Origin of the sequence: Bartonella massiliensis, from assembly GCF_902150025.1 — a bacterium.
Lineage (GTDB): Bacteria > Pseudomonadota > Alphaproteobacteria > Rhizobiales > Rhizobiaceae > Bartonella > Bartonella massiliensis.
Map to the genome: position 1 here is coordinate 21,285 of NZ_CABFVS010000056.1, position 6,583 is coordinate 27,867.

Here is a 6,583-nt window from a genome sequence, read left to right on the forward strand (position 1 = left end):
GTCATTAAGAAACCTCTAACCCACAAGGAGTTCACAATGGCTCTCATTAAAATATCGGAACAAGTGATCGGAGAAAAAACTGTTCAAACCGTCAATGCGCGTGAACTACACGCATTTTTAGAAGTAGGAAAAGATTTTTCAACTTGGATTAAAAACCGTATCGGTAAATACAATTTTGAAGAAAATCAAGATTATATAGTTTTCCCCCATTTCGGGGAAAACCTCCAAGGTGGTCGTCCCTCTAAAGAATATTACCTCACATTAAGCCTAGCTAAAGAACTTTCTATGGTGGAGAATAATAAGAAAGGTAGAGAAGCTCGTTTATACTTCATTGAATGTGAACGGCGTGCAAAGCAAGTTACAACACCCCAAATAAATCTCGCCAATGCTTTGGAAAATCCGCTTACGATTAAACAGCTTCTTTTAGAGAGTATCAATCAATTAGAAGACTTAAGAAACGAAGTGAGTACACTTAAACCAAAAGCAGAAGCTTTAGATGGCTTAAAGCGCTCTGATGGGTTGTTCGGTCTTATTGAAGCAGCAAAGATGTTAGAGGTGCGACCAAAGGATTTAAGCGATTATTTGCGTAAACATGATTGGGTCTATCGACGGGCTCTAGGGGCGCCTTTGTTACCCTATCAAGATAAAATCAAGAAAGGTTTTATGGACTGCCCCGCGATTACTATTCAAAGACCAGATGGTACGGAAAAAATACTTCCTTCAACGAAAATTACCTCTAGAGGTTTGGCATGTTTAAGAGAACAAATCCATGGAGGTGTACAATGAAGATTGATACCAACTTCTTATGCGATTTGTGGATGGCATTATCTCAATTTTCTAGACATGAAAATATGAGTGACAAAGATTGTACTGCTCTGGTTGATACTATGAGTGTCATAGAAAAAGCTTTGATTTTAAAGCTTCAAGATGATGTGCCAAATATACTTAAAATCTTAACAGTTCTAACAGATTTTGGAGATTCAGAGTTACCGCATAGCATGGATTCTTTGTTGCGTGCTTATGAACCCAATTTAGACAACCCCATTAGAAAGGTTGCTTAAGGTAAAAACATTCCCTTCCCCATCTTTAAAGGTGGGGAGGTGTCAATCAAGACATTATTTAACCTAAATATACAGTTATTGTTTTATGGTGATTATTAACAGAAAGATTAATTATGCCAAAGCTGAGAAATTTACTAAAAATAATCTGCTGTTCAAAACAAAAAGAAAAAGTTGTTGTTGTATCTGAAAAAGAAGAAAGTGCTAGAAAAAGACGTGATTTTATATTTGAAGATGATGAAACATTAGAAAGTATTATTAGGCATCTAGAGAATGACATCACTAATGGCGATTGGATTAAGACTCTTTATGGAAAAATAGATCTCAAAATGATGCCTGCTCTAGTGGAACAAGCGAATAGAAAACACCCACAAATGAATCTTGGATTTTCTAAAACACCAGAAGATCTTCCCAGATTAATAAAAAATACAATTAGTGATGAGATCAAATCTTCTAGGATAATAGTTAATCTTGGAGATGATAATATCCACTTTGCAGTAGTTGATCATAAAACTATCAATAATAAGACATCTTTGGTATTATTTGAACCTGTAGCATTCAAGCATATGCCACCAACGATGTTAGCAATGAGGGCAAAAATAGCTCTTGAAGAGAGTCAATTGCCTAATTACCATTTTTCTATGGTAGAGATGGATATTCAACGGAGTGCTTCTGAATGTGGAATTTTTTGCTTAGCTATAGCTAAAAAACTCTACTGTGAATCTGATAAATTAAATAAATTACATAAAGCTAATATTGATGGTACCTTATGTAAATCAGATGATCTTTTTTTATCTTCTGATCAGTTAGATAGCTATCTTCCAGTCACTTTTTATAAACATGTGCAAAGTAGAAACCGTCTCAATAAGTACATAGAATCAAATCCGCACGCTAAAAAGAAATTCATTAATAAGAAGAATGAAAATATTTATGAAAGATTTGATAAGAATTCAGTTTTAATAGATAGTAAAAATATGTCTGTTTCATCACACAAAAAAAGGGTTCGCAAATATCAATCTTTGATTGCGTTATGATATCATTATTTAATATTGTTCACCAATATGATTAAAAATTAAATTATACACTCGAATTTATTAATTTTGGCAAATTCGTCTGCTTTTTCTGCTTGCAAAATATGAACATCATAAGCAGCTTGCATATTAAGCCAGAACTCGGCTGTCGTATCAAAAAAGGAAGCTAATCTAAGAGATGTATCTGGAGTTATCGGACTATTTTCCGCAACAATACGTTCTATCCTCGTGCGTGGAACATTCAATGCTTTTGCAAGAGCATAAGCAGAAAGAGCATATTCTTTTAAATATTCCTCTCGTAAAATTTCTCCCGGATGAATAGCAATATAATTTTTCATCTCGACCTCCTACAGATCAATGATAATCTACAATTTCAACTTCATTTGTCACGTGACAAAGGTATTGGAACTTGTTCTCCATTATGTTGCATATCCTTAACGACTTCTGAAACGAGGTCCATAATACCTTTTAAAGCTTTCTCTGCTTGAACATCTAATCATGAAAGGGATGAAAATTCCGCACACAAACCAACATATTCTTCATCTTCTGGTGACCCGAAAACACGATACGTATAACGATTATTGTTCATGTTTTTACTCTATCTTTTCCATTATCCTCTATAAAGGATATATTAACTACGATGTCTCTTTCGTAAATCTTGTTCAATCAAATGCCGCACATAGCGTGTGTAAGGAACAGCTTGTTTTTTCGCTTTTTCCTTTAAAGCCTTCATAAGCGCTTGCGGTAAGCGAATATTGATAGAAGCTTCTTTAGGTAAGAATTCGAAATGAACGGGTTTAAAACCCGTTAAATCATAATCTGTAAGATCCGCAGTATCAACAAAGTTTTCTGCTTCTTCATCTGTCTTGAAAACGGGCATTTGTTTTAAATGAGAGGTTTTCATAAAAATTAATCTTCTTTTGGCGTATTTTGACCTTTAAAAGCTTCACAGTTTAGAAGAAATGTATCTGTTTAAGCTTACACCATTTTCGGCGGCTTGAATTGCAAGTTGTCTGTGGAGTTCTGGTGGTATTCTTAATTGAAACTTACCGCTATATTTGCCATGCGACAAAGGTATCGGGACTTGTTCTTCATTATGTTGCATATCCTCAACAACTTCTGAAACGAGGTCCATAATACCTTTTAAAGCTTTCTCTGCTTGAGCATCTAACCATGAAAGGGATGGAAACTCTGCACACAAACCAACATATTCTTCATCTTCTGAGGACCAAAAAACACGATAGGTATAATGATTATTGTTCATGCTTTATCCTTTCTATTGCTTGTAAAACCTGCTTAACTTGATAGACTTTTGCCTTATTTCCAGAACCTTTCTGAATATTGACACGAGGATCTCCTACCCATGGGGTTTTAAAAACAAAATGACTTGAACCACTGTTCCTCGGTTCTCCAAAGAAATAGACACACACAGCCAACAAATCTGAAAACTTGACGTTTTTTGATGATGTTTTCATCAAGCGGACTATTTTTTCAATTCTATTATTCATAACTCATAATAGTACTATTATTGATACTAGTCAATCATTTTATATGCCTACTCAACAGGAACACTCATGCATCCGCGCGAAACGATAAGAGAAACATTTGTTGGATTGATCAAAGCAGCAAAGACAACAGCTGGTGACAATGTTTTTAATATGCGTGACTTCAATTTATTCATTGAAGCAATGCCCGCCATTAATGTTTCAACGCAAAACGAAACCATTGAAGATGGGCATGATTTTGGCTTAAGGCGGCGTGTTTTAACAGTAGATGTTGAATGTTATAGCACACAAGAAAACGGAGCTGGCTTCGTTGATCAATTAGCATGGCACGTTGAGAAGATTTTCCATGCCAATCCTAATCTTAACAACACCGTTGAGGCATGCCGCCTGCAAAATATTGCTTTTGCCTTTGGCGATAATGGCGCCCTAGCACTCCATGGTGCAATCCTAACCTTTGAAGTCACTTATGTGACCAATATCCCCTCGCCCGATGAAGGAAATGCAACCGCAGGAATTGTTGAACCTCTTGTCGGTTTTAAACCAGAAACTGGTGTGGAAAACGAAGAGAAATATGTAAAAATTAAGGAACCCCATGTTAGAGCGACGCGATAAAGAGATTACCGATTTAAAAAGACGCATGGCCAATATGGTGGTGGTTGGAAAAATTAGCCATATCGACCATAAAAATGCACGCTATCGGGTAAAAAGCGGTCATCTGATCAGTGATTGGATTCCAGATACACAAGCACGCGCCGGTAAAACGTGTTCTTATGAAGGGCGTGACGTTGGAGAGCAAGTTATTGTTGTCTCTTCATCAGGCGATTTATCACAAGGGGTGATTGTTGGTTCACTTCACACGGATGCAAATCAAGCAGCCGATAAAGGCAATATTCATAAGACACTTTATCCAGACGGCACCACTGTTGAATATGATGATGAACAAAATAGCTATACCCTTAATCTCACATCAGGAGGAAAGTTCAGTCTCACGATTTCTGACGGTGTGTCAATAAAAGGAGATGGCAAGAAATTAGAGCTGCAAGCACCAGAAGGCATCAAAATTGTTTCAAAAGGTGATCTGAATTTAAACGCAGAAAAAGCCATTGCTCTAAAAGCAGGCGGGGGAATATCACTCCATTGTGATAATGGCATTGCTCTTCATTCAAGCAATTTAAAGCATAATGGCACCAATGTAGGAGCAACCCATGTTCATGGGGGTGTTTTCCCTGGTGGCGCTATGACAGGAGGTCCAAAATGAACAGTGGAATGGACCGTATGACAGGAAAGCCCCTCTCCGGTATTGATCATTTGCGCCAATCAATTCTTGATATTTTAACAACACGGATTGGCACGCGAGTGATGCGACGTGACTATGGTTCGCGTATTGGAGAACTCATTGATGCACCAGCCAATCATGCGCTTACCATTGCCCTTTATGCCGCTGTTGCTGAAGCGTTAGACAAATGGGAACCCCGTTTTAAGCTTCAAAAGATTGATTTTCAAATGTGTGATGCTGGAAAAGTATCCTTGTCCTTTGAAGGCATTTATTTGCCATCTGGCAAACCCATTACCATGGAAGGAGTGCTGATACAATGAAGAGTCTTGCCAATCCGGAAATCATCTCAGAACTTTCTTTTGAAGAAATCCGTGCTGCAAATATTGAACATTTAAAAGAACTTTTGCCTAGCTACATCTTTTTAGAAAGTGACCCTGCTTTAAAAATCATTGAAGCTTTTAGCTATCGAGAACTGCTTTTAAGACAACGCATTAACGAAGCCGCACGCAATAATATTCTGGATTTTGCAAAAGATGAGGCTCTTGATGCTTTGGGCAATTGGCATGGGGTTCAACGCATGGACGACGAGAGTGATGAGAGATACCGCGAACGCATAAGACTTCATACCCGAAGTGGCAAAGGCAGTGGAACAGAGCCTTATTACAAATTTATTGCTTTATCCGCAGATAACCGCGTAAAAGATGCCATTATTTACCGGAAGGGTAAAAACCCAACCATTCATGTTGCCATTTTTGGTAACAATGAAGAAGAAACCGCAAGCCAAGACCTGCTAGACAAAGTCTCACAAGCGCTTCACGATAAAAATGTCATCATGACTAATGACACCATTCTTGTGCATGCGGCTGTTGCAAAAGTTGTGGACTTAAAAGCAGACGTTTGGCTGTTACCCGAAACAGCACTGACCGTTTTAACCCAAATGGAGACACATTTGCGCACCGCTTGGAAACAAGAACAAGCCCTTGGACGTGAATTAAGCCTCTCATGGTGGATTTCAAAACTGATGATCCCTGGTGTGCAAAAAGTTATTGCTGTTGAACCTACAACGGATAATACTGTTTTGGACGAAGAAGTGTTGTCCATTGGCAAGGTTACCTTAAACTTTAAAGGACGTGCACGCTGATGGGTAGCACTTTACTCCCAACAAATGCAACCGAATTTGAAAAGCGCCTTGCTGATGTTTGCGACTTTCATCAAGATGTTGATGGTTCTGTTTTGGGGATTTCACGCTCTAAACTCATCACACGCCCTCCTCGCTTCTTACCATGGTTGATTGAAGAATACGGGCTTGGAGAACTGACCCCTTATGTTCCAAACCTTTATGATCTTCTTGACCAAGGACTTGAATGGCAGCGGATACGTGGCTCTGTCGCTGCCATTGATAGGGGGCTTGAATGGCTTGGACTCTCAGCACAATTCACCCCCGCATGGTCAGAGCGGGCTTGGTGGAATTCTTTTCAACTTGAATTTGACCAATTGCCTAAACGAAGTGATCTTGAGGCGATTGAAGCGATTGTGGACCTTTCCAAAAGCTTGCGCTCTGATTTTCGCCGTGGTGTCACGGGTTATGAGGTGCAAGCTACGCAAGCCAATATGTCACGGCTTGATGACAGCATGCTGGATTTTGAGAGCGGTATCCGCTTAACCGCTGGAGATACGCTGTTTTCTTTTGGACGCACCACAGAAATCAACCAT

12 protein-coding genes are annotated in these 6,583 nt (G+C 38.7%); 8 read left to right on the forward strand and 4 right to left on the reverse strand.

The window, feature by feature from the left end; all coding sequences use genetic code 11:
- Positions 1–36: 36 nt before the first annotated feature.
- From FNZ60_RS09140 to FNZ60_RS09150, 3 genes are all read left to right on the forward strand, one after another.
- Entirely contained in the window at positions 37–786 is a 750-nt protein-coding gene (locus tag FNZ60_RS09140; RefSeq protein WP_142417256.1) for an antA/AntB antirepressor family protein, read from the forward strand.
- Entirely contained in the window at positions 783–1,061 is a 279-nt protein-coding gene (locus FNZ60_RS09145) for a hypothetical protein (RefSeq protein WP_142417257.1), read from the forward strand. The genes FNZ60_RS09140 and FNZ60_RS09145 overlap by 4 nt, the downstream gene beginning before the upstream one ends.
- Positions 1,062–1,174: 113 nt before the next feature.
- The gene (locus FNZ60_RS09150; RefSeq protein ID WP_142417258.1) at positions 1,175–2,092 is read left to right on the forward strand and encodes a YopJ/AvrA family T3SS effector serine/threonine acetyltransferase; all 918 of its coding nucleotides are present in this window, start codon (positions 1,175–1,177) and stop codon (positions 2,090–2,092) included.
- Between the two features lie 38 nt (positions 2,093–2,130).
- On the opposite strand, the gene FNZ60_RS09155 is transcribed toward FNZ60_RS09150, so the two are convergent.
- The 4 genes from FNZ60_RS09155 to FNZ60_RS09175 all read right to left on the reverse strand — a co-directional run bounded on the left by FNZ60_RS09155 (position 2,131) and on the right by FNZ60_RS09175 (position 3,597).
- The gene (locus FNZ60_RS09155; RefSeq protein WP_142417259.1) at positions 2,131–2,427 is read right to left on the reverse strand and encodes a HigA family addiction module antitoxin; all 297 of its coding nucleotides are present in this window, start codon (positions 2,425–2,427) and stop codon (positions 2,131–2,133) included.
- Positions 2,428–2,720: 293 nt separating this feature from the next.
- Positions 2,721–2,993: a CopG family antitoxin gene (locus FNZ60_RS09165; RefSeq protein WP_142417260.1), complete on the reverse strand. Its 273-nt coding sequence runs from the start codon at positions 2,991–2,993 to the stop codon at positions 2,721–2,723.
- 42 nt (positions 2,994–3,035) lie between these two features.
- On the reverse strand, positions 3,036–3,353 hold the full coding sequence (locus FNZ60_RS09170; protein WP_142417261.1) for a type II toxin-antitoxin system HicB family antitoxin: 318 nt from the start codon (positions 3,351–3,353) through the stop codon (positions 3,036–3,038).
- The gene (locus FNZ60_RS09175) at positions 3,343–3,597 is read right to left on the reverse strand and encodes a toxin HicA (protein ID WP_142417262.1); all 255 of its coding nucleotides are present in this window, start codon (positions 3,595–3,597) and stop codon (positions 3,343–3,345) included. The genes FNZ60_RS09170 and FNZ60_RS09175 overlap by 11 nt, the downstream gene beginning before the upstream one ends.
- A gap of 66 nt (positions 3,598–3,663) precedes the next feature.
- On the opposite strand from FNZ60_RS09175, the gene FNZ60_RS09180 reads away from it, so the two are divergent.
- From FNZ60_RS09180 to FNZ60_RS09200, 5 genes are all read left to right on the forward strand, one after another.
- A complete protein-coding gene (locus FNZ60_RS09180; protein WP_142417263.1) occupies positions 3,664–4,206 on the forward strand; it encodes a hypothetical protein in 543 nt (180 codons plus the stop codon).
- Positions 4,187–4,852, forward strand: a complete 666-nt coding sequence (locus FNZ60_RS09185; RefSeq protein ID WP_142417264.1) for a phage baseplate assembly protein V — start codon at positions 4,187–4,189, stop codon at positions 4,850–4,852. The genes FNZ60_RS09180 and FNZ60_RS09185 overlap by 20 nt, the downstream gene beginning before the upstream one ends.
- Positions 4,849–5,190: a GPW/gp25 family protein gene (locus FNZ60_RS09190; RefSeq protein ID WP_142417265.1), complete on the forward strand. Its 342-nt coding sequence runs from the start codon at positions 4,849–4,851 to the stop codon at positions 5,188–5,190. The genes FNZ60_RS09185 and FNZ60_RS09190 overlap by 4 nt, the downstream gene beginning before the upstream one ends.
- Positions 5,187–6,011: a baseplate J/gp47 family protein gene (locus FNZ60_RS09195; protein WP_142417266.1), complete on the forward strand. Its 825-nt coding sequence runs from the start codon at positions 5,187–5,189 to the stop codon at positions 6,009–6,011. Before FNZ60_RS09190 ends, FNZ60_RS09195 begins: the two co-directional genes overlap by 4 nt.
- A partial coding sequence (locus FNZ60_RS09200) for a phage tail protein (RefSeq protein WP_246054785.1) occupies positions 6,011–6,583 on the forward strand: 573 nt, incomplete at its 3' end. The genes FNZ60_RS09195 and FNZ60_RS09200, both read left to right, overlap by 1 nt.